The sequence below is a fragment of the Pseudomonas sp. NPDC089395 genome, assembly GCF_044749525.1.
Taxonomy (GTDB): domain Bacteria; phylum Pseudomonadota; class Gammaproteobacteria; order Pseudomonadales; family Pseudomonadaceae; genus Aquipseudomonas.
Window position 1 is genome coordinate 25646 of sequence record NZ_JBIVID010000010.1, and the last position, 25941, is coordinate 51586.

General features: G+C 56.2%; 15 protein-coding genes and 1 tRNA gene. All 16 read right to left on the minus strand.

Translation table 11 applies throughout. From position 1 onward, the window contains the following. Positions 1-4: 4 nt before the first annotated feature. Positions 5-85 carry an AlpA family phage regulatory protein gene (locus ACIPZG_RS20565; RefSeq protein WP_400716677.1) on the minus strand — a complete coding sequence of 27 codons (81 nt, stop codon included), beginning with the start codon at positions 83-85 and terminating at the stop codon, positions 5-7. A gap of 1 nt (position 86) precedes the next feature. After that, the gene (locus ACIPZG_RS20570) at positions 87-2198 is read right to left on the minus strand and encodes a DEAD/DEAH box helicase (RefSeq protein ID WP_400716448.1); all 2112 of its coding nucleotides are present in this window, start codon (positions 2196-2198) and stop codon (positions 87-89) included. A 24-nt stretch (positions 2199-2222) separates the two neighbouring features. Continuing rightward, positions 2223-3542 carry a BREX system ATP-binding protein BrxD gene (gene brxD / locus ACIPZG_RS20575; protein WP_400716450.1) on the minus strand — a complete coding sequence of 440 codons (1320 nt, stop codon included), beginning with the start codon at positions 3540-3542 and terminating at the stop codon, positions 2223-2225. 15 nt (positions 3543-3557) lie between these two features. Continuing rightward, positions 3558-6347, minus strand: coding sequence for a BREX-2 system phosphatase PglZ (gene pglZ, locus ACIPZG_RS20580; RefSeq protein WP_400716452.1), 2790 nt, complete (start codon positions 6345-6347; stop codon positions 3558-3560). Positions 6348-6351: 4 nt separating this feature from the next. Next, positions 6352-10026, minus strand: a complete 3675-nt coding sequence (locus ACIPZG_RS20585) for a phage resistance protein (RefSeq protein ID WP_400716454.1) — start codon at positions 10024-10026, stop codon at positions 6352-6354. Between the two features lie 16 nt (positions 10027-10042). Then, complete coding sequence (pglX, locus tag ACIPZG_RS20590; protein WP_400716456.1) at positions 10043-13729, minus strand: BREX-2 system adenine-specific DNA-methyltransferase PglX; 3687 nt, start codon at positions 13727-13729, stop codon at positions 10043-10045. Between the two features lie 43 nt (positions 13730-13772). Next, the gene (gene pglW / locus ACIPZG_RS20595; protein WP_400716458.1) at positions 13773-17954 is read right to left on the minus strand and encodes a BREX system serine/threonine kinase PglW; all 4182 of its coding nucleotides are present in this window, start codon (positions 17952-17954) and stop codon (positions 13773-13775) included. A gap of 351 nt (positions 17955-18305) precedes the next feature. Then, positions 18306-18382, minus strand: a tRNA-Pro gene (locus tag ACIPZG_RS20600). A 101-nt stretch (positions 18383-18483) separates the two neighbouring features. Continuing rightward, on the minus strand, positions 18484-18840 hold the full coding sequence (locus ACIPZG_RS20605) for a MerR family transcriptional regulator (protein ID WP_008100384.1): 357 nt from the start codon (positions 18838-18840) through the stop codon (positions 18484-18486). Then, complete coding sequence (ihfA, locus tag ACIPZG_RS20610) at positions 18821-19123, minus strand: integration host factor subunit alpha (RefSeq protein WP_003250679.1); 303 nt, start codon at positions 19121-19123, stop codon at positions 18821-18823. Before ihfA ends, ACIPZG_RS20605 begins: the two co-directional genes overlap by 20 nt. Positions 19124-19127: 4 nt before the next feature. Next, positions 19128-21509, minus strand: a complete 2382-nt coding sequence (pheT, locus tag ACIPZG_RS20615; RefSeq protein WP_400716460.1) for a phenylalanine--tRNA ligase subunit beta — start codon at positions 21507-21509, stop codon at positions 19128-19130. A gap of 31 nt (positions 21510-21540) precedes the next feature. After that, positions 21541-22557: a phenylalanine--tRNA ligase subunit alpha gene (gene pheS / locus ACIPZG_RS20620; RefSeq protein ID WP_008100402.1), complete on the minus strand. Its 1017-nt coding sequence runs from the start codon at positions 22555-22557 to the stop codon at positions 21541-21543. Positions 22558-22667: 110 nt separating this feature from the next. Then, complete coding sequence (gene rplT / locus ACIPZG_RS20625) at positions 22668-23024, minus strand: 50S ribosomal protein L20 (protein WP_003250671.1); 357 nt, start codon at positions 23022-23024, stop codon at positions 22668-22670. 28 nt (positions 23025-23052) lie between these two features. Next, entirely contained in the window at positions 23053-23247 is a 195-nt protein-coding gene (rpmI, locus tag ACIPZG_RS20630; RefSeq protein ID WP_008100408.1) for a 50S ribosomal protein L35, read from the minus strand. 60 nt (positions 23248-23307) lie between these two features. Continuing rightward, on the minus strand, positions 23308-23859 hold the full coding sequence (gene infC / locus ACIPZG_RS20635; protein ID WP_012052879.1) for a translation initiation factor IF-3: 552 nt from the start codon (positions 23857-23859) through the stop codon (positions 23308-23310). Continuing rightward, entirely contained in the window at positions 23859-25781 is a 1923-nt protein-coding gene (gene thrS / locus ACIPZG_RS20640; RefSeq protein WP_008100410.1) for a threonine--tRNA ligase, read from the minus strand. Before thrS ends, infC begins: the two co-directional genes overlap by 1 nt. Positions 25782-25941: the final 160 nt, after the last annotated feature.

The window sequence follows — 25941 nt, forward strand, 5'->3', positions numbered from 1 at the left end:
AACGTCATACCTTATCTATCAGCTTGTACATTGATCGAGCAAGACCAGTTGTCTGAATGACTTCGCTAAGCCGGATGATTCTCACATCAGGCTTTTTCCCTTACCCTAAGAACTGCAAGTGAATTACGACAGAACTGCTGGAAGTCACTATCAACTGAGTACCGCTGTCCCAACTCACGATCAATCTCTTTCTGGCTCAAGCACTCAGCAAACTTCAGCTCTTGTACAAAGGCCTCATCCAGCAGCACCGCCAAATCATGCGCATCACCCGCAAGAATATCTCGAATAGCACTTACCAGCGCCTCGCCAGAACAGACGTGCCGAAAACTCAAGCACTCGTTGTCGGCGATGAGCTTATCTGCCTCATTAGCCAGCAGATTCTTCATTGCCGAATTCAGCAACTTGCCTGCGAAGTTCCACCAAATCGCATTACCATCGGCATCAAGGATCAGAGTACTTTTACCTGACTCCATCCAGCCATATTGGTCACGCAGGTCGGCAAGCAGGGCCTGAGCTCTGCATGAAAGCCCCTCTGGAACAAGATCTGAAACCAACACATCAGCAATCGCACGACATAGCTCGTATCTCAGCGGCTGTGCATCGCTGACCCATTGCGACTTACCTCGCACCTCCGAAGGCTCGACAAAAGCCTTTTTCCGCGGCCAGTCGATATAGGTCGTCTGCCAGCTGCGCCCGCCAAGAGTAAGGAACGCCGGGCCATTATCACAGACAGCAAAGGTCAGTTGATGAACTTCCCCTAGCTCCTGCTTGCCCCAAAAAACCTTAACCATGGGAGGCGTCGTGAACACCGAAAAGAGCTCCATGAAGTTCTTCTCACCAAACGCCCTCTCTCCGGCCTTGCCAATCCCGATGAGGCCCTCATCAGAGTGCAATATCCCGGCCCCAAGCATATAGCTGATAACACCAGCCCGGTCATCGGGCGTGACTCCAGCAAAACCGGGCATTCGCCCGACCCACTGATCGACGTCGGCAGCAATGATGCCATTTTGCTGAAGCGCCAACGCCATCGTTTGCTGGGCATAGATGTGCATTGGCCTGGCGGGCAGTTCGATAGGTTCGACATACCCTTGCCGCCATAGCTGTAACAACGCCAAAGCACGAAGAAACGCATCTTCCTTGGTAGCTAGAAACAGACAGTTTCGAGAGCTGCCCGCGCGTCGGCCAGTTCGGCCAATGCGCTGCAGGAAAGAAGCAACCGTGTACGGGGCATCGATCTGGATGACTCGATCAAGGTCGCCCACATCGATACCCAACTCCAACGTCGAAGTAGAAACGATGACGCAGTCATTACCTTGAGAAAACGCTTCTTCAGCAGCCCTCCGCTCTTCCAGGCTCAAAGAGCTGTGCGAGATGTAGGTGGCAACACCTAGGCAACGCAGCTCAACTGCAAGCTCCTCAACCTTGGAACGGCTATCCACGAAGACGAGGCGCTTCTCGCCTTTATGCAATCTTGAAATCACAACTGCTGCGTTTTTCAGCGACCCGACCCAATCGACTTGGACGTCAGGAATCACATTGTTCTCTGCAGGAGGGTTGATCACGCTTCTTCGGGTATTACAGCTACCGGCAAGCCAGTCGCAGAGCGTGTCAGGGTTACCTACGGTTGCTGAGAGCCCTAAACGCTGAATCTCTCGGCCTGCTAGAACGCTGATTCGCTCCAGGACAGACAGCAAGTGCCAGCCACGGTCATCACCGGCAAAGGCATGAACCTCATCAATAATCACTGTCCGCACGTTGGCAAACAGCTGCTGATGATCAACCTTGTTGGAGACCAGCATGACCTCCAACGACTCAGGTGTTGTCAGCAGAATGTCCGGTGGCGATGCCACAATCTTGGCCTTACGCGCGGCACTGATATCGCCATGCCACAGAGCAACACTTCGCCCCAGGAGATGCCCGTAATAACTCAAGCGCTGCTCAAGGTTATTGAGCAGTGCCTTGATTGGGCAGATATAGAGAACGGAGAGCCCTTCCCAGCTCTCACTGAGCATGCGTGAGAACACGGGGAAGCTTGCCGCTTCGGTTTTTCCGCCGGCCGTCGGAGCCAGCAAAATTGCGTGCTCGCCTTCGAGGACAGGCTGAATAGTGGCCTCTTGCAAAGGCCGCAATCCATTCCAACCTAGAGAGTTGACGATGTGGTGCTGCAAGGCGGGGTGGAGCTTGTCGAACTCACTCATGCAGCAAAGCTCCAATCAGGCAGCTCAAAGATCGAGCTCGATATCATCTACCGAGCTTGCCGCACTGGTAGCGCGCTCGACCGATGTCAGCTCGGCATCTGAAATGGTCAATGCGTAGTGCTGTCGTGGATTGAAGTCTTCGAACTGATCAATACGATCCAGGACCTCCCCCACCAGTTTTTTCAGGAAGATCCGCGGTGCAATCCCGACCTTGCCGCCCAGCTTACCGGTCACCGCCTTTGCCAGCTCAGCGATGTAATCATCGTCTGCCAGCCGAGGAATGCGGTCAGCCGTAGCGCTGTTATCGGCATACAGGTTGCGCACCTTGCGACCGACCTCCTCCAGTGACTCCTGGCTGAAGCCACGAAGGCGAATTTGCACGGCGCGAGGATTATCGAACCGAGCATCAGTGGTGAAGTCGACCGCCAGACGCTGAGCTAGAGGAGACAGCCGCTGGACACCCATAGGTCCATCGTAGAAGGCTGGAGTACCTGTGATAACCAGATAAAGGCCAGGGAATCGCCCAGAGTCCACCTCATCCATCAACTGACGCAGTGCGTTCAGGCTCTTGTCGCGAACATCTCCGCGCATACGCTGGAGTGTTTCAACCTCGTCGAGCACCAACAGCAGACCAGGATGCCCTGAATCCTTGAGTATGGTTAGAACACCTTGCAGGAAGCTCAACGCGCCGAAATGATCGATGTCGCCCTTGATCATTGCATAGCGCTTAACCGCAGCAGAAATGTTCGGCTGACCTGCCATCCAGGCCAAAAGCCCGTTGGCGATCTCTTCCTGGCCTTCTAGGAGAGCTCTCCGGTAGGCACGTAGAGTTAGGGCAAATGCAGGTGCTGAGCGCACCACTTCGCCCAAGCGCTTTTCCATCAGTAAATCAGTGGCATCGATCAACGCTTCGGAGTCGTTCGGATCGATGTCATGCTGGGCTAGTACATCCTCTTCAAGGGTGTAGAACCAGGCTTCGACAATATTCTGAAAGGCGCCAGAGGGCATATCTGGCGTCGTCAAACGCTCCATCAGACGCCGATAAACCGTCTCCAGGCGGTGCAGCGGCGTCTCAGTCTCGGAAATTTGTACCTCGGCGCAAGCAAAGCCGAGTCGATGTGCTTTTTCACGGAGCCAACGTGACGCAAAGGTTTTACCGCTGCCGTACTCGCCACGAATAGCCTTGAATACCGCCCCGCCTCGACTGACCTTTTCCAGCTCCTCATCAAAGGCGCGCTCGAAGGGCAACAAGCCAACAGCTAAGGCATCTAAACCATACTGCGGCACAGTTCCACGCCGCAGAGCGTCCAGAATATCCTGACGACGTTGTTGGCTAATCGACATGCCTACACCCTGTAGTTATTGAATTTCAAACTGCTTCTTCAGATCTGCAACGTTCAAACGCACTGTCTGGGAATCACGCTCGACTGAAAGGATCGGATAGCCATCCACATTGAGCAGTTTCTGTGCTCCCGCGAGGAACCCACGAATCCGCAGTTTCGGGATCAACAACTCGGAACAAAGCACCGCCTCCATCACCTGCCAGCGATGCTTCTCCATCAGCCTCAGCAGCCCCTGCATTTGTTCGTCGCTGATCGCTGTGCGGCCTGCCCTATCGCGAACTTGGCCATAGACCGGCGAACTGAGCAACTCAGCAACCCAATCGCTTGTAGCGACCACCGGAGCGCTTTTGCTCAAGGCTTTCGCTGGCGATGCAAAGCCGAACATGTCCTCGACAACCTCAGCCACAGCCTGCTTCTTGCCAGCTGCTTTCTTGGTGGGTGCTTCGACAGATACGGTGGGCTCATCAACCGCGCTCGGCGTGTCTGACTGAATGGCCTTCGTCGAATACCACCAGGCTGGCAGTCGTCGAGGCACCTCACGCCAACCCTCTACCCTTTGCCGCGTGGCGGCATTGATATAGACCCCGAGCGGTATCACAACTTCCTGGAGCGAACCACCACCGTGGTAACCATGGCTCTTACTTCGGGTGTAACGCAGGCGTTCTGACCAAGGCAGGATCACCTGCTTATTCGCCGTCACGACACGCTCACCCGACAACTGGACTTCCAGCTCAGAGGGAACAATGCCAGGGGCCACCGGGTGGTAGCGCTCGCCGTTCTCGTCGGCTGACTGCTGGTAGACTGAATCATGATCCAGCACGTGACCGTGATCACTGGTAATGATCACCACACGGCCAGCCTCACGAGCAGCCTCCATCACATGCCGGAGCAAGGCCACGGTTTCAAACGACCAGTCGACCTTAACTTGTGAGCTACTGGACAACTGATCGTCGATCGCATTGATCACCACCGCCAGAACTCGGTGCTCCGTACCCGCAATTATCCCCCGAACGCTGCTATGCAAACTGCCAGATCCAGGCTGGGACAAATCCTGTTTATGGAACACTTGCGGTGGAAACTTGGTGGAGGCCAGCTTTTTTAGCTGAGGGTGGCTACTGAAAGACTTCTTCTCGTCGTTGGCATTGCCCTCACACAGAGCCCCCGATAGCAGCGAGCAACGGCTGACCTGAGTCACCGTGGGCAAGGCTGCAACCAGACATGCATCGCCCTGCGCGCCAACGGGCTGTAGCTCCAACCAATGATTACGGGTGAGGTCTGCGCTTAACTGCCGGTAGACGGCTTCGCTCATCCCATCCAGCACAAGCAAAAGCACTTGCCCCTGCTCGGCCAATGGTGCAACCAGATCATCCAGGCCGCGCTCGACAGGAATGAATCGAGCAGGCAGATGATCACCGCGGGCGATGCTTGCCAGTTGCTGCCCGAAAGCCTGGTTTTGCCGTTCCCTGTAACGCCCAACGTGCTGAGAGAGCTTCTGGTACACCGTACTCAGGGACTCCTCAGCATCTCCAGCCCAAATTTCGGTTCGTGCCCAATCACAAAAACCACCCTGCTCGATGTAATCACCGATCAGGCTAACTGCAGTTCCGTCCACGTTTGGCGCCTGCTTGAGCCAACGTAGAAGGCGCATGGCCATATTGGTCCGAGCAACAGTCTCGCTGTAGCGATCCAAGCCAGCCAGACGATGCCCCTCTATCTGCTGCAAAGCCGACTCCGCAGCCATGGAGTCGCCGCCGTCCAGAGCTACATCCAGGGCTGCAGCAAAAGCACTAAAGCGCGCGTGCAAACCACAAGGCAAAAGTGCCGAGTGCTCGGCGGCAGCCTGCATATCTAAGCTCGCAAGAATCTGCTCTGCTTTCGACAAGAAGCGTGCATAGCTAGGGAAACCGAGAGCACCTATCCACTGCCTGACCAGAGTAACTGCGACCTCGCCCAGCGGCTGCAGGACTCGGAATTCTATCTTCTTCCCACCCAAAAAGCGCTCACGGAAAATCCCACGACTGATATGCAGCTGGGTTAAATCAAGCGCTTGCAGACGTTCAATGTCCAAGGAAAACAGCACGGAGCACGCCAAGGCGACGGCGAGCAGATCACTCCCCTGATCATTCAGAAGAAGCGTCGATACCACCTCATGAGTGTCGGGCAGGCCGCGGGCCAACCAATCCCCAAGGTTGTCTCGAATATCGCCTGGTAAAGCCTTAATCAGTGCACTGACATCACCCTTAGTGCTCCAACTCAACACCGACTGCAGATCCAACGTGGCTTCTTGGTAGTTCAGATGAGCCATGGCGATAGCGCGCCAGGCTGTCTCCTCATCCAGAATCTCTCCGAAACTGATTTTCCCTTGATAGCGTTCAACACCATTGAGCATCGCCTCAGCTACCCAACGGCTCTGCTTGCGTGTTAGACGAGGATCAATGTCCCTGACACGAATCAGCTGCTGCAGGGTCTTCCAAGGGCTTATCCGCTGCGGCTCGTTGCGCCAGATTCTGGCCAACACGTCCATAGCCAAATCCGTCTCGGCAAAGCCCGACAGCAGCACAAGACGCTCTGAGGTTTCCTTCCGATCCTGGTGATGCTTGACCAAGGCCTCTCGCATCGCCAACTCAGAGACGCAGTAGATGGCCCTGACTTTTCGCCCTTCAACAACTTGCTCTACAGCTAAAGCCGCTAAAGGGTTTGGCCAGACTAGTGCCACGCAGTCAGCTTCAGCGTCACGCTGAAAAACTGCCTGCAGTTGGGTCACCACCGGCATCGGCAATGTCGCGCTCGCCTGCATGATCGACATCACCTCAATCCTCGGCCTCATCCGTGCGCACAATGCTGTAGCTCACATCCAGCACGTAGCCGTCCTGCAATTTGCTCTCAATCTCGGCGAACAAGGTGCGCGCCTGCTTGCTGGTCAAACCGCTCTGCTGAACCTGCTCCAGCACCTTTCTGCCACCGGCACCTTTGATACTGGTATCGGCAGGCGGAACGTTCTGAATGATCGGCGGAACGACGTTGCGCGTCAACTGAGATGTAGCATCTGCCTGAGCTTGACGAAGCGCTTGGGCCAGCGCCGTCACCAGCTCATCTGCGGTCAATGCAGAACTAACACGCTGCTTAATCTGCAGAGCCTCAGCTGCCCCTGACTTCCAAACGGTTTCCAGCAATTGCCAGTTATTGTCCTGGATAGCCTGAGTCACGCTGGCAGCGCTGACGATACTTTTGGCGAGAGCCATCGCGTTGGTGGGCGGCTGAATATCCGCCAGCGCAGCGATCAGGTCTGCCCCCTGCTTACCCTGCAAGGTCTGCAATAGACTCACGGCATACTCAGCATTACGCAGACGATTGCATTGCGTCCCCTGATTAACCCGGCTCAATGCACCTCTGAGCTCAGTAACCAGTTCCTCACAATGCCCAAGCTGGCGCTTAACCTCATCCTGCACATCCTTTTCCAGTGCATTCTGATGGTTGGCGGTGCGCAGCTTGTTAGGCGTTAGGCCGAAGATGGCGGAGGCGTTATCTACGCCCAGCTTCCAGATGTTCGGCTCGGCCAAATCCTGCTTGGTCAGTAACAGGTTATCCGGCATGTCCTTGAGCGTCGGCTCATAGTCCTGACCATGCAACGAGAAGGCGTACTGGCCATGCTCGGCAAACACCATGATCAGCAGGTTCTGCACAATGTCCGGCAGCCCTTTGGGTGTCGGCTGATCAATGGCCGAACGTAGACGCTTCACCGTCACTGGATCCCCAGCGTATTCATCCTTGGCCAGCTCACGAGTCATGTGCTTCGGCCAATCATCCTTGAAGATGAAATGCCGCTCGTGCATCTCGCCAAGTTTCAGTGGTTGTGCGATCGAACGCATGATAGAGCGCAACGGCGTGTCGATATCGATGCGGCCATTACTGGCATGCACAGCCCGACGCAACTGCTCCATCACCCTCCCTAGGTCAGCCAGCCTGACCTCCCCATCAAACTCGGGGTGATCCGGATACTGGAAGCTTAGCGCTTGATTAAGTAGGTGCTCGAAGGCCGCACGCAGATTACTGCCCACCGGCAGCTGCGGAGTAAATCCTGGCTCCAACGAATAAACCTGGCTTTCCAGTTGTACCGAATCATCCAGCGAGCCCGGGATCGGTTGTGCAGCACCGAATGCCCCCATGAGGTAATCACGAATACGCTGACGCAACTGGCTGCGTTGGTTATCGAGAAGCGTCCGCGCTTGGGCCCGCTCAAGTGGGCTCAGATGCTTACTGAAGGAAACGAAGCGATCTTCGCTTTTCAGTACGTGCTCAAGAGTCACCAAGGTTCCCAAATCACGCTGCGCCGACTGGCTGAAGAAATACGGCAACCAGCACAAGGTCTGTGTCGCATTACCAGTGGCTTCGTACTCCTGGATGCGTGCCCTATCGCTCGCGGGAGAATGGTTGCCCTGGTCAAACGGAAAGTCGACCAGCACCTTCCAATCATCGCCACGCGCCTCAAAGGTGGTGAAGTCGGAAATCTCGCGGATGTTCTGAAACATCACCTCTACGGTACGACGAGTGCCGCGCCAGGCAAAGGGATGCTCAATAAACAGCTGATTGTCATCCTGAACATCGAAGGCTTCGAACAGCAAATCCTTGGTCAGCTTGCGACGTGCGCCATCGTTGTCATGGATTTTCGCCTGCTCAAGAATGCTCTCGGTATCCACGCCTGAAAGCTGAATCGCGATGACCGGGTTGGAGTCATCACTGATCTTGATCTCACCGACTCGCCCCGCCCATTTGCGGCACTTCTGCAAAACCGTCTGCGCTTCACGCCCTGGGATCGGTGATTTGATGGTGCCGTGGTTCAACGCAGCGAGCTTATTGGCCGTGAGCTGCTTGAAGCACTCCACCTCCGGAACCAGCGCCGACAGCAACAAGGTCTTAATCAAGCGCATGTCGTTGGTAAAGGCACGACGGCCGGGGTCATTGACTGGCAGCTCCAGCAGCTGATCCAGCTTGAGGTTGTGTTCTTCCTCGAGTAGCGGCACCAGCTTGCGCTCGAACAGATGGCGAGCATTGTCGAAATGCATACGCATCACTTCTGAGAACGGCTCAGCCTCAGAAGCAATCACGTCGTACAGGTCACCGACCGGAATGCATCCACCTAACTCCAAGGTTTCGCGCTGATCGACCAACAGCATCAGCATGACCTTGAGCGCAGTACGCTCGCGCTGAAGAGCGGAAGAAAGCGCAACCAGCGCCTGCACCAGAGCAGGACTGAAGGGATACAGCGAGCGGAACATCTCGCGGTCGCCCTGGTTGGTCAGCAGGATCTCCTGCACCTCGCTGCGCAAACCAGCATCCATTGCCGCAAAGGCACTGTCAATCTCTGCCTTGGCAGCTGCATTGAGCGGCTTGAGCAAGCGGCGCTCAGCAATCACTGGCAGGTTCCGGTCTTCCAGAGTGATGGTGTGGAAACGACCATCCCAGTACTTGAGCGAGTCGCTCAGTGCTTGCTGCTCAGCGCCGTTGTACTGATCACCCACGAACTCACGCAGATCACGCTGGCGTGCGATAAAGCTGGCCATGGGCAGTGCACGTTGCTCACTGGCTTCAACCAGCTTCACCACTTTCTGAATGTTGTTGGCGATAAAGCGCTGGTCAGAAAGATGGCTGGCCAGCCAGAGGATCAGCTCATCGAGGAACAGGATGATCGCGTCGTATCCGAGCGCTTTGGCATGCTCAGTCATGATGCGCAGGCCTTCATCGAAATCGACGTAACCGCCGTACTCGCTGTTGGCCATATCCGCCATGGAGCTGTAGAAGGTGCTGATGAGGTCCCCGACCAAACGAGCCTTATCGTCCGCGCCAGCTTGGTCATTGAGCACTGCATCGAAGCTGGCTGCATCCCAACCAGTCGATAGGTCACCCCAGCCATCGTCCTCGGCCGCTGCTGCGCCTTTGTTCAATGTGGCGAAGAAATTCGCATCACCCATATTGCTGCGCAGTTGCCGAGCATCACGGAATAGCCGGTCGCTCATGTAGAAGCCAGGTACTGGGGCATCTGGATGCAGGTGCTTGATATGTCGCGCGTAGCCACCCAATACACCCGCCTCAATGCTGGCTGCACCGATCATGTGATAGGGCACCAGTAGGATGTTGGTTTGCTGCAGCCACTCATCATTCTTGGCTACAGCCGGAGCCAGCTCGTTGATCGCCCGGGCTTGGGAATTGCCCTGCAATAGCAGGTGGAGCACAGCCATAAAGTGCGACTTGCCGCTACCGAAGCTGCCGTGAAGGTAAGCGCCCTTCTGACGGTTCTGGTTGCCCACAACAGTGCTCTTGATAAAGCTCAAGGCATCGTCGAACGAGCGCTGCAGCTGCGGCGTCACCACATACTGCTCAAGCGTTTGGCTGATAGCTGCATCAGCCAACCCACTGGACAGGTTAAGAACGAAATCACCCCGTTGAACCTTTTCTGGGATCTCGATCAGCTCTTTAATCAATGTCATGCGTCAAACCCCAGAATCAGTTCTGCTCAGCCACTTTCTTTTTTCGACCGCCACGTTTTCCAGCCACTGCAGTCGGCTGCCAGCTCAAAAGGTCGGCCCGAGTAATTTCCAAATTACGCAGTTCTTCGAGAAGGAAGCCCTCGTAGTAATCACCCATGCGCTCGCCGAACTCGGGATCCACCTCGTTGTGCCATTGCTTCAACCAGGGGATCAACTCATCCAGCGCCACCAGCATGGGCATCAGTCGCTCAGCTTCCCAGCCCTCGCCCTCTTTGCGATCCAGATACCAGGCGGCAATGGCCTGAGCACGTTGCAGATGGTTCAAACCAGCCCAACCAATGACCAGGGTGCTATCTCCGCCTTTCTCACAACCAGGCAGCGAGAAGAAGCGCTCTTTAGGGACATCCAGTTTGCCGCGCAGCGGCCAGTAGCTGGGCTTACGGAAATCGGTGGACTTGTATTGCGGGGGCAGCGGAATGTCACCTACTCGCTCGGCCTTTTTCAACTTTGCTTGCGCCAGGGCTAGGCCATACTTGGCTTTTATCTCAGGATCTAGAGCGTCTTCCTCGGATAACGGCTGATCTACACCGTAATGGAAGTCAATAGCGTCTTCGAGGCGTTGTTTTTCCCAGGTCTCTTGCCAAGCTCGGTATTTCGGCATGGAGTCAGGCTTTAGACGAGCTGAGGCCATTTGGGGTACGTTGTCACTATCTATCAGTTCGGAGACCAACGTTTGTAAATCAAACAGATCAGATGCGCAGTAAACCTCAGCCACAAGCGTCACTTCCGCATCACGACGAAGACGGTCAGTCAGTTGAGCACAGGTTTGAAGCTCTGGGGACTGACAGGACAATTCAAGCCTATCCAACAACCATTCTTTGGCCGCAGCGTGCAAACGATCATTCCAATCATCGCGTGTCCAACGCCGCTTATGATCTTTGTTATCGATCAACTTGATCCACTGGTTGCTCTCCACAACATCCAAACGTGCTTGGACCAACCTTTGATACTCAACCGGCCAGTGAGTAGGAATTTTGGTTGTCGGATTACTACCATGATGTTCAAACCAAACCGTATCAACTTCACCTGACTCTATACCTCGCGCCAACAAAATCTCGAAAGCTCGCTGACCAAGCTCAATAGCAGGCGGAAGCCCATTAAAACAGAGGCTTTCATCAATCAATCCGTACAACTGATACACATGCCAATCTAACTCTTCCTGCAACGCAATCATCTGGCCAATAATTTGATTTTCAGTCTGACGTGCAGCCTGCAACCTTACCAGCAAATCAGCTTCTGAAGAGTTGAGCACTACTGAAGGATCTACCTGCACCAACTCTCGCGACAGAGAATCCAATTGTTCAGCAAGCAATAGCGCTTTTCTCTTTGGATCATCAACTACAGGGAAAGATTTTAGCTTGGTACCATCCCACTCCACCCGCTCCTGCCACTTTCCATCAGAAAATCCTCCGCGACCAAAAAAAGTCTGGCGCCCCCAAAAACAAGCGGTTGAGCTATTGAGTAGACCTAATAACGCTAAATGATCGGACTCAGACGCTTTGGGGGAGAGCTGAATGACTGGCGCCGTGCGGTTAAAAACCTTTCCACCTCGATCTAGGACGAAGTGATTGTGGGTAGAGACGAAGGCGAAAGATATCAGGCTCTTAGCAGCGCACTTATCCTTTGAAATGTATCCATATTCGTACCAAGCCAGGCCTCTCTGAGCCTGAGTCTTTCCAAAATAAATTCGGCTTCTCAAGATGGTTTTTGCCGACCAAAAGCTACTCTCCAAATGACGATCAGCCACTACTTTAATTTCGGAATCATAAGGAAAGACGCAGTCTACTTTCGATGTAATAGACCAATCCCTGACAGCATCCCCCTCAACAAAACCTCTGATAAACCTTGAGTAAGCACGCTTCTGAAGATCACTCCGCGAAAGAAGATAAACATCATCTTCACCCGTAATCGCACCGAAGCCCAGCCCTGAACAATGACTTCCAAATAGTGAAACCGCACCTCTATCAAGAATATCCTTTAGCTCAGCAGCACCACCACCACCTACGCTCCAAGGGTGAGATGAGAAAGACTTACGCTCCTGATCTACAACACTAATATAATCATTCTCGCGACCAGCAGCTGCAATCAAACTTACAATAGATGACCAAACCTTACCTGACGCAGCATCAACTGGCGTACCGGGCTCCCCACGAATACCGAGAACTGCACGGATAATGTCTGCTTTCGCCGACTGATTGCGCGCAAACAAAATTACTGTGGGCGTGCCGTGACCGGGAATAAAAGCGCCGGAAGTATCAATTACATGAGTAAGGTCTTTACGCGGAAGATATTCCTCAATCAGCTTTTTCCCGAACTCACGCTTCATAAAGCTATTGGCGGTAATCATGCCCATAAAACCGGCAGACTGATTCCCTTCCGGCCAGATTGTCAGTTCGAAAAAACGCTCGGTAAATGGAACTCCAAGTGAATATTTTCGATGGCAAGTTGGATATCGATCACGATAAGCCTGATTTAGCGCTTTGTCCTTGACAAGGATATAAGGTGGGTTACCCACTACAACGTGATAACGCTGCCCAAGAATCTTATTGAGCTTTTCAGGGTCTTCAACTTCATATACATGCTTTTTTTCCTCATCCAGCAAGCCACCTTGGATACCCTGCCCCTGCCACTCAAATCGACGGCCATGCAAGAGTGAGTCGCCACAAGCCAGATTGAACGTAAATCTAGGGGCATCCTTGATCTTAGTGCTGCCTGCTGCCTTCATGGCCGCAATCAATAGACGGAATCGGCAAATGGCAATGGCATAGGGGTTGATATCTGTGCCATGCACTACGTCCAGTGCTCGCTGCGCTAATTCACGAGCGTTGGTACTTGGCTCGCGCTTCAACCACTGATTGAACACCCGTTCAAAGGTCGTCAGCAGAAAGTGCCCTGAGCCGCATGTCGGATCGATTAGGCGCAGCCCCGGCAGACCGAAAGTCTGAATCGCCGGCGCCAGGGTGTAATCGAGAATAAAGCTCTCAACAAATTCCGGAGTTTGCAGCAGCGCATAACGCTTGCGCACGGATTCAGAAAGATCCTGATAGAGGTCGCCAAGGAAGCGGGTATCCCATTCCCGGTCGGTAAAGTCGTGGAGGATCTCACCGCTGTCTGCATCGATCTTCTGGAAGAAGTCGATCAGACGTTTGGCACCATCAGCCGAAACCGGAATCTGCCAGAGGGGGTTATGGCGATGATCCAAGAGCTCCGCGATCACCGGATATTTTTCCAGTTCCGCGAATAGATCCAGCAGGTAGTGACGCTCTTCAAAGGTCGGGTTCTCGTTGAAGTAAGCCACCATGCGCTCTTTAGCCTGCTGCAAGGCATTTCGCCCCTGCGCATCACTCACCGGGCCAGCCAACACGGGCTCGTTCAGTAAGCCGTTGTCTTCAAGAAAACGCACAAACACACAGGTCAATACCCAGGCCACTGCGGCCTGGGTTATTTGCGCTTCACGCCAGGAAACGAAGTGCTCGGCGGTGCGTTCAGCCTCAACTGCCGCGCGATATTGGCTCTGCAAATGCTCACTGAGCTCCGCGTTGGACTCGCTGTAGGCGAGGATGTCCTTTTCAATATGCGGTAACAGGGACTGCAGGTTTTTCAGAAGATCGGCACGGTTAATCACAGGTAAATCCTTATGCATGTGGCCCAATACCTGAAGGTTCTGGGTCTGCTATCAATTTTTCTTAGGCAGTGGTTTTAACTGCCTGAGGCAGTGACTGGGAATCGTCAAGCCAGCTACTGGGAATATGGGCAAACTCTTTGCTACCTGCGCCTGTAGGCACCAATACGTCATCGATCATGGCCGCGGAACGCTGCGCATCCACGGCGATGAGCAGAACCAACCCAGGCAACGCAATGCCACTGCGACCGATAACGTTCATCAACTGTTGGCGCAGATCATTCAGCCATGTTGTCACCAGCTCATAGCGCGCCAGCAGCCCTGGCTCCGTCAGAAGCACTGGTTGACCGGCCTGCAGAATCTCCTCAGCCATGCCCGGTAACGCGCGCTGCACCAGGCGCTGCAGGTTCTGCCAATCACGTGAACTGTGCTCACAGGCGTCTGCCTTGAGCACCACTTGCCAATCCGGCGCTTTGGGCATACTGGCGCATACAGCCTGTACATGGCGAAGTAGCAGTTCATCAAAACTGATGCGCTTAAACGGATAGTCTCGGCAGAGTTTTTCCTGCGCTTGCCACCACTGACGCGGCCTTACGGTCAGCGCCATGAAATGGGAGGCAGTCACCACCTTCTCAAGCATCAAGCCCAGCTCTTTAACCGACTTGAGTGTGGTGGTGTCGTCTTCGCCTTGTTGAGTCGGACTGTAGTGAGTAGAGCCGGCTGATGCGAAGCTGGTCATCCCTGCGCTTGGCAGGCAGTACCCCCCCCTATCGCCGTTGGCAAACTCAAAGCTGCCATTCCACTGGAAACCGATATCCAGGGCGCGCACCAACTCATCCAGCTCAGGACGGCCTGGTAGCTCCTGTGCTGCGGGATAGCGGCCGGCTACGCGGGTCTGAATATCTTTGACAGTAAGCGCCTTGCTGCCCAATAGCGCGCCCTGGGCCAACTCCAAAGCAAGCTTGGCGGGCATCCCTCGCGGATAAAATTCCACACGGCTGGATAGGGCTGCACTCTCGGATGCAGCTGCAGCCAAACGCAGAAGTCGGTGGTTGCTCAGGCCTGCAAATGACTCTGGCGCTGGCACAGCCCTTATCTTCTCAAGCGTACGTACGGGAGCCAGCAGTGGCAGCTGGCGCGCACACTCATCTGCCAGGCTGCCAAGGTCGCAAGCGTAATCGGCCAGTTCCTCCCCTCGCCCCTGACGATTATCGGCAATCAGGAAGCGGTTACCGGAGCGACGCAAAAGCCAACGAGGCTCCTGTTTACTCAATTCCGTTTCCACGGCAGCCCGTACGACGGCATAGGCCCAGCGCTCACGCAGCGGGCTGTCTTGCACCGAGCCGCGACGGAGCAGGATTGCGTCAGCAACTTCGACCGCCGTCATTACGCCGCCGTTATCCTCCAGCAGGCCGACGATGTCCTCTCTCAAGTCCGTAATCGCTTTGGTCTTACCCCACTGGGTCAGAACCTTATCGACCAGCTCGCGCACAAGCAGAGTCTCAATGCCGAGGTGGCCGCTGATGGCTGCCGGCGTAGGCCAATGAACGTTGTGAGAACCCTTGGGCGCATCCTCGTCCAGTCGACCCAGGTATTCGTTAAGAAAGCTCAAGCGAGTCTGATCGGTGGACTTTGGCAGAACCTGCTGGAACAGACGGTCGACACTTACAACGCTGGTATCACTGCTATCCAATTGCTGAACTTGTTGGCCGTCCAGAAGGCGCGCCTGAAGCTGACCTATGACATCAGAAAGCTCATTACGGGTCTTCACCCCCACTCCCGTCCAGACTCGAACGCGGGAGCGATTCAGTTTGATGAGGTCAGCAACACTGTTGATGTTCCGGCGGCTGAGGGTGTCCAGCGCTTGTGGGCTCAGAGCCAATAGGCCAATCTGCGTATCAAGCTGAGCCTCGCTGACGGGGCAAGTACGCTCCACAGGCTGCTGAGTCGTATGCAGAGACTCACTGCGCGTGTCATGGAATGTTTTGCGCCACTCACGCAGCATCTCGCCGGCACTGGCAAAGCGCTTGCGCACATCACGAACCAAGGCCCGTTTGAAGAACTCAACCATGCGATCGCGAATGCTCGGATCGAAGACGGTTCGATCAACCTCCAGCTCACCTTCGAGTTGATGTGGCAGACCTTCAGAGGACGTCCATCCAGGCAAAGCGCCTGCGGCCATCTCGTAAAGGGTCAGCGCAACGGAGAATCGCTCGGCATGGTCGTCCCAACGGCGGCGGCCAGGATCACGGATGAACGGATCCATGTAGGCCAGAGTGCCGGCACTGATATTGTCAGCACCGACACTGGACAGGGAGAAGTCAAAAAGCATGAGGTGAAGAACGCTGCCTTGCATCACCAAGCCGATGTTCTCTGGCTTGATATCACGATGCACCAGCGCCTGGTCCTCTAGATGCACAACCGCACTGAGCAAGTCGTCACCGAAGCGTTCAAGCAACTCCAGCTGCACAGCGCCGACATGGCGGAGGCGCTGTGCCAGGGTGCCCTCGGTCGCATAGTCGAGTAGCAGAGCGGTATGGCCAACGATATCCAGGGTTTTGTAGTAAGGAACAATGGCCTGGTGCCGCAAACTGGCCAGCACTTCGCCCTCTCTCGTAAGACGGCTATTGTGGTCAGGTGTCGAAGCGATCTTCAGAACGCGAGACTGACCCTGGTAATCAACCAGGAATACGACTGAGCACGCACCTTTGCCAAGTGGCTGAATAACCTGGAAGCCTCCTGGCAGTAGGTCACCTTTACGGGCCTCAGTTGGGTTAGTTCGAAGCGTGCTTGGCTGGCTAAGCTCGTCCTCAAGGTCATCCAGTCGTTTGATGAACTCACTGACCGATTCCAACCGGCTGCCTACATCAGGGTGTGTGGCGTACTGCACCAGGTACTGCATAGCCTCGCTTGCACCGTTGATCTCATCGGTAACCTGCAGACCACTGCCTCGGCGCAGCTTGTCCAGTAACTCAATATCGGTTTGCGCGGGCTTCTTACCGGTAAATAAGTGGTAGGCGATCGCACCCAGGGAGAACACATCCAAGTGCACACCGTCTGCAGCACCAGTGTGCGCTTCCAGAGCGACATAAGGCCCGGCCTCTTCATGTACAAGGTTGCTCAGACGGGTTAGCGCACTGATGTTGCGCGATTCACTCTCGAATACTCGCTCGGCAGTGGCCCAGTTGCTGATTTTGGCACTGAACTTCTCCTCACCCAGCTCCTTGACCCAGATGCACTGAGGACTTAGCCCACGGTGATAGAGCTTTTGCCCGTGCGCGTACTGCACAGCTTCTGCTATTAGGCGAAGCAGGTAAGTAGCCTCAACAATATCCAGGCGGCGATCCTTGCCCAGATGCATCAATAGATGGTCGAGACGAAACGCTTTGGGATCATGCTCATAGACCACCGCAGGACCGCTCTCGTGCTGCTGAAATTCGTAGGCCCGCAAAATACCTGGGTGCTCAATTCCCTCAAGCAAACGAAACTCAAGCTTGGCTGCCTTTTCGAGCCGAGAAACCTCTTCCTCGGGCTTATCCTGCGTCAGGTAAATGCGCACCTTGCGTTGCAGACCTAGGTCTGGATGCAAAGCAAGCCAATCCTGATATGTGTCTGACTCGTAGAGAAGGCTCTGGAGCTCATAGCTGCCGACGCGCCGCATACGTACGGACTCTTTGATACCCGCCTCTTCGACAGCACGCGAGATGACCTTGGCCGCGTAGGCAGAAATCTGCCGATGCTTCCAGTTCTCATCGATAAGCGTGATTTCGCGGAGCAACTCTTGCCTGTTCACTACCCCTTGGCGCGCATTACCTTCTAGCTTGATGATCAAGTCCTCCGCAGAGAGGAACACCAAGGCATCGATAAAGGGAACTGTTTCCTTGCTTCGATGGAATGAAGGCTGCACCTTTAGCAGCGAAGCCAGCTTTTGCGCCTTGCGCCGCGCGAGCAGGCGGGGGTTATCGAAGATCTTTTGCCCCCCTTTGGGCAGAGGCCTTTCCCAAACCCAGTTGGCTGCGTCACCAGCAATGACGCCCGGATGAGATTTGATCTCGATAAGGTACATACCCTTGGGCGTGAGCACCATGAGATCAACTTCGTTGATTGAACCATCCTGGGCGATGAACTCGAAATTGGCCCATGCACGATACGGATCGTGATCAGGGAGCAGTCGCTTGGCAAACTCCAGCGCTTCCCGCTCCCATGTGTAATCGGATTGGGTGATCTGCTTCCAAAGTTTGTCCATCAATGGTCATCCTTGCTCTTTAACTGGCGCGAACTGCGATCAAGAATTTTCAAACCAAACAGCCTCACGATACAGGACACCACAACGCACCTAAACCAATCACGTGGCATACCACCACAACAAGGCTACGCGCGATTCGAGCTCGACGGACAACCCGTACAGACGCCTGTGCTGGGCTAATGAACTTTGCGCGTCAGATTCGACTCTTCAGATGCGCCATCCAATCTGCCAAGCCAATCTCAACTGGCAACCAATTGGCAACCAGAATAGCCATTTAAGAGGTGGCAATCAAAAAAGGCGGAAATAAAAAAATCCAAGCACCCGTAAGTGCTTGGATTTCTTGGAGTTTTTTGGTCGGGACGGAGTGATTCGAACACTCGACCCCTTGCACCCCATGCAAGTGCGCTACCGGGCTGCGCTACGCCCCGAACTCATTCTCGATGTTGCTGAGAACGATGAAGAATCTACCTTAACTACATGATAAGTGGAAGCTTTTTTTGAAAAAAACTTTCTACTCACCGAGGACAGATCACTTCTTCAACACCACCAGCACATCTTCCAACTCGACAATCATCTGCCGAATCAGCTGTTTGTACTGGCTAGATTCATCCTTCACCTCATCACTGGAGAGCCGCAACCGCGCCCCTCCAATGGTGAACCCCTGATCATAAAGCAGCGCTCGAATCTGTCGGATCATCAGCACATCTTGCCGCTGGTAATACCGCCGATTCCCCCGCCGCTTCACAGGGTTGAGCTGAGGAAACTCCTGCTCCCAGTACCGCAGCACATGAGGCTTCACCGCACAAAGCTCGCTTACTTCACCAATGGTGAAGTAGCGTTTGCCCGGTATGGGCGGCAGCTCGTCGTTATGGCTTGGTTCCAGCATAGGCCTCAACCCGGGCCTTCAACTTCTGCCCTGGACGAAAGGTGACGACGCGCCGTGCAGTGATCGGGATCTCTTCCCCTGTCTTGGGGTTGCGGCCCGGCCGCTGGCGTTTGTCGCGAAGGTCGAAGTTGCCGAAACCGGACAACTTGACCTGCTCGTTCTCTTCAAGTGCGTGCCGAATTTCTTCAAAAAACAGCTCGACCAACTCCTTGGCCTCACGCTTGTTAAGCCCCAGCTCCTCGTACAGCCTTTCGGCCATCTCAGCTTTCGTCAGAGCACCCATGCCGTTATTTCCTTAACGTGGTGTTCAACCTTTGTTCAAGCGAGGTGAGGATATTTTGCAGGGTAGTGTTCACCTCATCGTCGTTAAGAGTGCGCGATGGATGCTGCCAGGTCAAGCCGACGGCCAGGCTTTTTCTATCAGGATCAATGCCTTTACCCTGGTAGACGTCAAACAGCCTGAGGTCTGTCAGCCATTCGCCTGCATTGTCACGAATTACTTCAAGAACCGAATTAGAAGCTACATCACGTCCTGCGATCAACGCCAGGTCACGACGGGTTTCCGGGAACTTGGAGAGTTCGCTGAACTTCGGCAGGCGGCCTTCGACCACATCGCCCAATACCAGCTCGAAGACGAACACCGGGCGATCCAGGTCCAGGGCCTTGGCGAGCTCTGGGTGCAGGGCGCCGAGGTAACCGACTTCCTTGCCGTCGCGCTCGATGCGGGCGGTCTGGCCTGGGTGCAGGGCGTGGTGCTTGCCGGCGACGAAGGTGAAGTCGCTCAGGGCACCGGAGTAACCCAGCAGGGCTTCCACGTCAGCCTTGACGTCGAAGAAGTCGATGCTGTCGCGACCGTTGGCCCAGCCTTCCGGCAGGCGGCTGCCGGTGATGACGCCGGCGATCATCGGTTGCTGCTTGAGGTCACCGAGCTGGCCGACGAAGCGCAGGCCGCTTTCGAACAGGCGCACGCGGTCTTGCTGGCGGTTGAGGTTGTGCTGCAGCGCCTTGACCAGGCCCGGCCACAGGGACGCACGCATGGCGGCCATGTCGCTGGAGATCGGGTTGGCCAGCAGCAGCGGCTCTACGCCTGGGGTGAACAGTTCGAACAGTTTCGGATCGATGAAGCTGTAGGTGATGGCTTCCTGATAACCACGGGCGACCAGCAGGCGACGCAGGTTCGGCAGCTCGCCGCGGGTTTCCGGGCGGGCTTGCGGTGCCAGGCGGGCTTGCGGGTAGCGGACCGGCAGGTTGTTGTAACCGTACAGGCGGGCCAGCTCTTCGATCAGGTCGACTTCCAGGCTGATGTCGAAGCGGTGGCTCGGGACGTTGACGGTCCACTGCCCTGCCCCGTTCGCCGTGGTGGTCAGTTCCAGGGCGTTGAGCATCTGCTCGACCTGGGCAGCATCCAGCTCCATGCCGAGCATCTGGGTGATGCGTTCGGCACGCAGGGTCACCGGGGCGACTTGCGGCAGGTGCTGCTCGCTGACCGCTTCGACGATCGGGCCGGCTTCACCGCCGACGATTTCCAGTACCAGGGCGGTAGCGCGCTCCATGGCTTCGCGGGCGAGCTGCGAATCGACGCCGCGCTCGTAACGGTGCGAGGCATCGGTGTGCAGGCCGTAGGAACGGGCCTTGCCGGCGACGGAAATCGGCTCGAAGAAGGCGCTTTCCAGGAACAGGTCGCGGGTCTTCTCGGTGTTGACGCCGCTGTGCTCGCCACCCATCACGCCGGCAATGGCCAGGGCGCGGGTGTGGTCGGCGATGACCAGCGTGTCGGCACGCAGGGCAACTTCCTGGCCGTCGAGCAGCACCAGCTTCTCGCCCTCTTCGGCCATGCGCACGCGGATGCCGCCGTTGATTTCGGCGAGGTCGAAGGCGTGCATCGGCTGGCCGAGTTCGAGCATCACGTAGTTGGTGATGTCGACGGCGGAGTCGATGCTGCGCACGTCGCTGCGGCGCAGGCGCTCGACCATCCACAGCGGAGTCGGCTTGGACAGGTCGACGTTGCGGATTACGCGGCCCAGGTAGCGCGGGCAAGCGGCCGGCGCAGAGACTTCGACCGGGCGCACTTCGTCGTGGGCGGCCGCTACGGCCGGCACTACCGGGCGGGTGACCGGGACGTTGTACAGGGCGCTGACATCGCGGGCCAGGCCGGCCAGCGACAGGCAGTCACCGCGGTTCGGGGTGAGGCCGATCTCGATGCTGGCGTCGTCCAGGTTCAGGTAGTGGCGAATGTCTTCGCCAACCGGGGCATCGGCCGCCAGTTCCAGCAGGCCGTCGTTCTCTTCGCTGATCTGCAGCTCGGCCGCCGAGCACAGCATGCCAAACGACTCAACGCCGCGCAGCTTGGCCTTCTTGATCTTGAAGTCGCCGGACAGTTCGGCGCCAATCATGGCGAACGGGATCTTGATGCCGGGGCGTGCGTTCGGCGCGCCGCAGACGACCTGGAAGGTTTCCTGGCCGTTGCTCACCTGGCACACGCGCAGTTTGTCGGCATCCGGGTGTTGTTCGGTGGCGAGGATTTCGCCCACGACGATACCGCTGAACTGGCCGGCAGCGGGGGTCACGCTGTCGACTTCGAGGCCGGCCATGGACAGGCGGGCGACCAGTTCATCACGGGAGACTTGCGGGTTTACCCAACCGCGCAGCCACTGTTCACTGAATTTCATGCTGTTCTCCTAGAAATTGCGTCGATTGGGCCTAGCGGAATTGGGCCAGGAACCGCAGGTCGTTGTCGAAGAACAGACGCAAATCATTGACGCCATAACGCAGCATGGCCAGGCGCTCGGCACCCATGCCGAAGGCGAAGCCCTGGAACTCTTCCGGGTCGATGCCGGACATGCGCAGCACGTTCGGGTGCACCATGCCGCAACCCATCACTTCCAACCAGCCAGTCTGCTTGCACACGCGGCAGCCTTTGCCGGAACACATCACGCACTGGATGTCGACTTCGGCGGACGGCTCGGTGAACGGGAAGAACGACGGGCGGAAGCGCACAGCCAGTTCTTTCTCGAAGAATACCCGCAGGAATTCTTCGATGGTGCCCTTGAGGTCGGCGAAGTTGATGTCGCGATCGATCAGCAGGCCTTCAACCTGGTGGAACATCGGCGAGTGGGTGATATCCGAGTCGCAGCGGTATACACGACCCGGGCAAACAATGCGGATCGGCGGCTGGGTGGACTCCATGGTCCGCACTTGCACGGGCGAGGTGTGGGTGCGCAGCAGCATGTTGGCATTGAAATAGAAGGTGTCGTGCATCGCCCGGGCCGGGTGGTGGCCAGGGATATTGAGCGCTTCGAAGTTGTGGTAGTCGTCTTCCACCTCAGGACCTTCGGCGATGCCGTAGCCGATGTGCGTGAAGAACTGCTCGATGCGCTCGAGTGTACGGGTAATCGGGTGCAGGCCACCGGTGGTCTGGCCACGGCCTGGCAAAGTCACATCAATGCATTCGGCGGCCAGGCGAGCGCTGAGCTCGGCCTCTTCGAAGGCTGCCTTGCGTGCGTTGAGCACTTCGGTGACGCGCTCTTTGGCGTCGTTGATCAGCGCGCCGACTTTCGGCCGCTCTTCGGCTGGCAGGTTGCCCAGGGTCTTCATCACCTGGGTCAGTTCGCCCTTCTTGCCGAGATACTGAACCCGGATCTGTTCCAGGGCATTGATGTCTTCAGCGCGCTCCACAGCCTCAAGGGCTTGGGAGACCAGCGCATCCAGGTTTTCCATGTACAGACTCCAGATACGAAAATAGGGGAAGAGCTTTGAAGGCTCTTCCCCTATCGATGACGTTTTACACCCGACAGCGCAGCGCGCTGCCGGATGATTGTCGTGGGTACTTAAGCCAGAACGGCTTTAGCTTTCTCGACAATTGCAGCAAACGCCGCTTTTTCGTTCACTGCCAGGTCAGCCAGAACCTTACGGTCGATTTCGATCGACGCCTTTTTCAGGCCAGCAATCAGACGGCTGTAAGACAGACCGTTGGTGCGGGCACCGGCGTTGATACGAGCGATCCACAGTGCGCGGAACTGACGCTTCTTCTGGCGACGGTCGCGGTAGGCGTATTGGCCTGCCTTGATGACTGCCTGCTTGGCTACGCGGAATACGCGCGAGCGTGCACCGTAGTAACCTTTAGCCAGTTTCAGAATTTTTTTGTGACGCTTACGAGCGATAACGCCGCGCTTTACACGAGCCATGAGTAACTTCCTCTATCTTTGACCAGAATTAACGAACGCGCAGCATGCGCGCGACTTTCGCGACGTCGGACGGGTGCAGCAGGCTGCTACCACGCAGTTGACGCTTACGCTTGGTCGACATTTTGGTCAGGATGTGGCTCTTGAAAGCGTGCTTGTGCTTGAAGCCCGAAGCTGTCTTCAGGAAGCGCTTCGCAGCACCGCTCTTGGTTTTCATTTTTGGCATGTTGGAACTCCGCATTCGATAAAATTACACATAATCATCAGGCCTGCCGTGCCCGGGAGATTACTTCTTTTTCTTGGGGGCGATGACCATCATAAGCTGGCGTCCTTCCATCTTAGGATGCTGCTCAACGGTGCCGTATTCGGCGAGGTCGGCTTCGACCCGCTTCAACAGCTCCATGCCCAGCTCCTGGTGGGCCATCTCACGACCACGGAATCTCAGAGAGATCTTGGCCTTGTCCCCATCGGTAAGGAAACGTACCAGGTTGCGTAGTTTTACCTGGTAATCCCCATCCTCCGTCCCTGGACGAAACTTGATTTCTTTGATCTGGATCTGCTTCTGGTTTTTCTTGGCTTCGTTAGCCTGCTTCTTCTTTTCGAAGAGGTGCTTGCCGTAGTCCATGACCTTGCAGACGGGCGGTACCGCGTCTGCAGAGATTTCTACCAGATCCAGCTTCGCTTCATCAGCGATACGCAGCGCTTCATCAATCGAGACGATGCCAACCTGCTCGCCGTCTGCGCCAATTAACCGAACCTCGCGGGCCGAGATATTCTCGTTGATCGGGGCCTTCGGTACAGCACGCTTATCGTTTCTCATTTCACGCTTAATAGTCATTACTCCGATTCTTGGCGACCACGCCGGGAAACCGCTTGTGTCAGCAGCTCAGCGAATTGGGCGACGGGCATGGAGCCCAGGTCTGCGCCTTCGCGAGTACGCACAGCGACGGTTTGCGTTTCGACTTCGCGGTCCCCTATAACCAAAAGGTACGGGACCTTGAGCAAAGTATGCTCGCGGATTTTAAAGCCGATCTTCTCATTTCTCAAGTCCGACTTGGCACGGAAACCGCTACCGTTCAGAGATTTCTCAACCTCAAGGGCGAAATCGGCCTGTTTGTCGGTGATGTTCATGATCACCGCCTGGGTCGGTGCCAGCCACGCCGGGAACACGCCGGCATAGTGCTCGATGAGCATGCCGATGAAGCGTTCGAACGAGCCGAGGATGGCGCGGTGCAGCATCACCGGGCGCTTGCGCGCGTTGTCTTCGGCGATGTAGCTGGCGTCCAGGCGTTCCGGCAGGTTCGGGTCGTACTGCAGGGTGCCGCACTGCCAGTTACGGCCGAGGCAGTCGCGCAGGGTGAACTCGATCTTCGGGCCGTAGAACGCACCCTCGCCCGGCTGGTATTCCCACTCCAGGCCGGATTCGTTCAGGGCGTCGGCCAGTGCGCCTTCGGCACGGTCCCACAGCTCTTCGGAACCCACACGCTTGGCCGGACGGGTCGACAGCTTCATGGCGACATCGGTGAAACCGAAGTCGTTGTACACGTCCAGGGTCAGCTTGATGAAGTCGGCGGCTTCTTTCTTCACCTGATCTTCGGTGCAGAAGATGTGCGCATCGTCCTGCACGAAGCCACGCACGCGCATGATGCCGTGCAGGGCGCCGGACGGCTCGTTACGGTGACAAGCACCGAACTCGGCCAGACGCAGCGGCAGATCGCGGTAAGACTTCAGGCCCTGGTTGAACACCTGCACGTGGCACGGGCAGTTCATCGGTTTTACCGCGAAGTCGCGGCTTTCCGACGAAGTGGTGAACATGTTCTCGGCGTAGTTGGACCAGTGGCCGGAACGCTCCCAGAGGATACGGTCGACAACCTGCGGGGTCTTGATTTCCTGGTAGCCGTTTTCGCGCTGGATTTTACGCATGTACTGCTCGAGTACCTGGTAAACGGTCCAGCCGTTGGCGTGCCAGAACACCATGCCCGGCGCTTCTTCCTGCAGGTGGAACAGGTCGAGCTGCTTGCCGATCTTGCGGTGGTCGCGTTTCTCGGCTTCTTCGATGCGCTGGATGTAGGCGGCCAGCTGCTTCTTGTCGGCCCAGGCGGTGCCGTACACGCGTTGCAGCTGCTCGTTCTTGGCATCGCCGCGCCAGTAGGCGCCGGACAGCTTGGTCAGCTTGAATGCCTTGAGGAAGCGCGTGTTCGGCACGTGCGGGCCACGGCACATGTCGACGTATTCTTCGTGATAGTACAGGCCCATGGCCTGCTCGTCGGGCATGTCCTCGACCAGGCGCAGTTTGTAGTCTTCGCCTCGGGTCTTGAACACGTCGATGACTTCGGCGCGCGGGGTCATCTTCTTGACGACGTCGTAGTCCTTCTCGATCAGCTGCTGCATGCGCTTTTCGATGGCCGCCAGGTCGTCAGGCGTGAAAGGACGCTCGTAGGCGATGTCGTAGTAGAAGCCTTCGTCGATGACCGGGCCGATGACCATCTTGGCGGTCGGGTACAGCTGCTTCACCGCGTGGCCGATCAGGTGGGCGCACGAGTGACGGATGATCTCCAGTCCCTCTTCATCTTTAGGGGTGATGATCTGCAGCTTGGCGTCATGGGTGATCAGGTCGCAGGCATCGACCAGCTTGCCATCGACCTTGCCGGCCAGCGTGGCCTTGGCCAGGCCGGCGCCGATCGACGCGGCAACGTCGGCTACGGATACGGCGTGATCGAATGCGCGTTGACTGCCATCGGGAAGAGTAATAACGGGCATGGCGCCTCCTCTCCTAGTGGTGACCCCTACCAAAGGTCACGTGGGTTGGGATGAGCCAGTACAAGATCCGACCTGCCTTCCGCGGGGGAAGCCTGCCTCACAGTGGCAGAAGCCTTTCGGCTTGCCAGGGGGACCTGAGTGACTGGAAAGTAAGAAAGAT